Genomic DNA, 1,490 nt, shown 5'->3' with positions numbered 1-1,490 from the left:
CCCGAACGCTTCCTGCAGGGTGTGGGCGTCACCGGTGTAGGACAGTCCCAGCATTTTGTCGAGCAGACTTTGCTGCGCGTCGGTCACGGTGACCGAACCAGTGATCACCAGTGCGGCGTGGGTGCTGGCGTAGCGTTCGGCCAGCGGCTCGAGGGCGGCGATGGAGGCATTGAGGTCCTTGCGCTGGTTGCGTGCCACGGCTTTGGCCTCGCTGGCGGTGTCGCGGTCCTCCTCTGCCTGTTTCTGCTGTCGTTTCAACTCGGCGATTCTGTCGCTGGCAGCCAGGATTGCGTCGCGTTCCTGCTCCAACGCGTCGATGGCGTCGCGGGCGGATCCGGTGTCGATCTCGGCCCAGTTCAAATCGAGCACCGCTTCCCATGTGACGCGGTGATCGACCATCGTCGAGCGCTGACTGTGCAGCTGTTCCGCCCGTTGGTGGGCTGCGTGTACCTCGTCGGTGAGGCGTTCGACCTCCGTTTCCAGTTCGGCGATGCGTTCGGCGTTGCTGAATCCGAGGACGTAGTCCTTGGGTAGCGGCGCACCGTGGGCACCGGACCGTCCTTGCCGGGTCTGCCCGTGGGCGGTGATGCGTTTGCGCCCGTCGTCGATGAGCAGCGCGTCGGCAGTGTCGACGCATTCATGGGTGAACGTGGTGTTGATGAATCCTTCGAGCCAACCGATGAAGGGGCTGCCGGGCTTGTACTGGACCTTCCCCGCGAGGGTGGAGGGATCGGGGATCGTTGTCGGGGTGGACGCGTTGAAGGGGACCGCTTCTGACCGTAACCGCACGCCCTTGGATAGGCGGTCGGCGTTCCGGACGAACTGTGCCCGGATGTTCTCGTTGTAGAGGATGTGGCGGCCGATGCCGCCCATCTCGGCTTCGGCAGCGGTGCGCCAGCGTTCGTCGTCGGCGTGCAGATCGATCAGTTCTCCGATGAACGGAAGATCGCGGCGCGGATCGGTGATACCGCACAACTCGGCCAACTCGGTGCGCCGTTGGTGGAGGTAGGCTGGAATTTTCGAGTCCGGACGGGTACGGAGATCGTCCAATTCGTCGGATACGGATTTGTGTGCGCGCTGTGCGTCGGCGTGACGGGCGTCGGCCTTGCGAGCTGCCGCGGTGACAGCCTCCAGTTGTTCTGTGTGGCTGTCCATGAAAGCGCGTGCTCGGAGCTGTAGCGATGACATGTCTCTCGCGTTGGCCGGAGCTACGACGTCGTCGAGATGGGCGATGCGGGCTTGGAACTGGGCTTCCTTGCGTGCCCGGTGCTCGAGTGTCTCGCTCCAGTTCTTGAGTTCCGCTGTGATGTGGTCGAGACGTTCCCCGCCCTCGGTGCGGATTGCGTTCTTCAACTCGTCGACCTTGCGGTCTGCCGCGTCAAATGCTGTTGCGGTCCGTCGGCAGGCGTCTTCGGCCTCCTCGAGGTCCTGTTCGGCCGCGTTCAGGGCGGCTCCGTACTCGGCGTCACCGACGCTGCTCTGCCACTGAT

The 1,490-nt window shown here is 64.1% G+C and carries 1 pseudogene; it reads right to left on the bottom strand.

Annotation, left to right across the window (positions count from 1 at the left end):
- Positions 1-1,490, bottom strand: a pseudogene (locus AC1DWT_RS51305) (ATP-binding protein); the annotation flags it as partial.

It is taken from the genome of Rhodococcus sp. P4_B6 (genome assembly GCF_056402215.1).
Note: the sequence above shows the minus strand (reverse complement) of the source record. Positions and strands in the feature narration are given on the sequence as shown.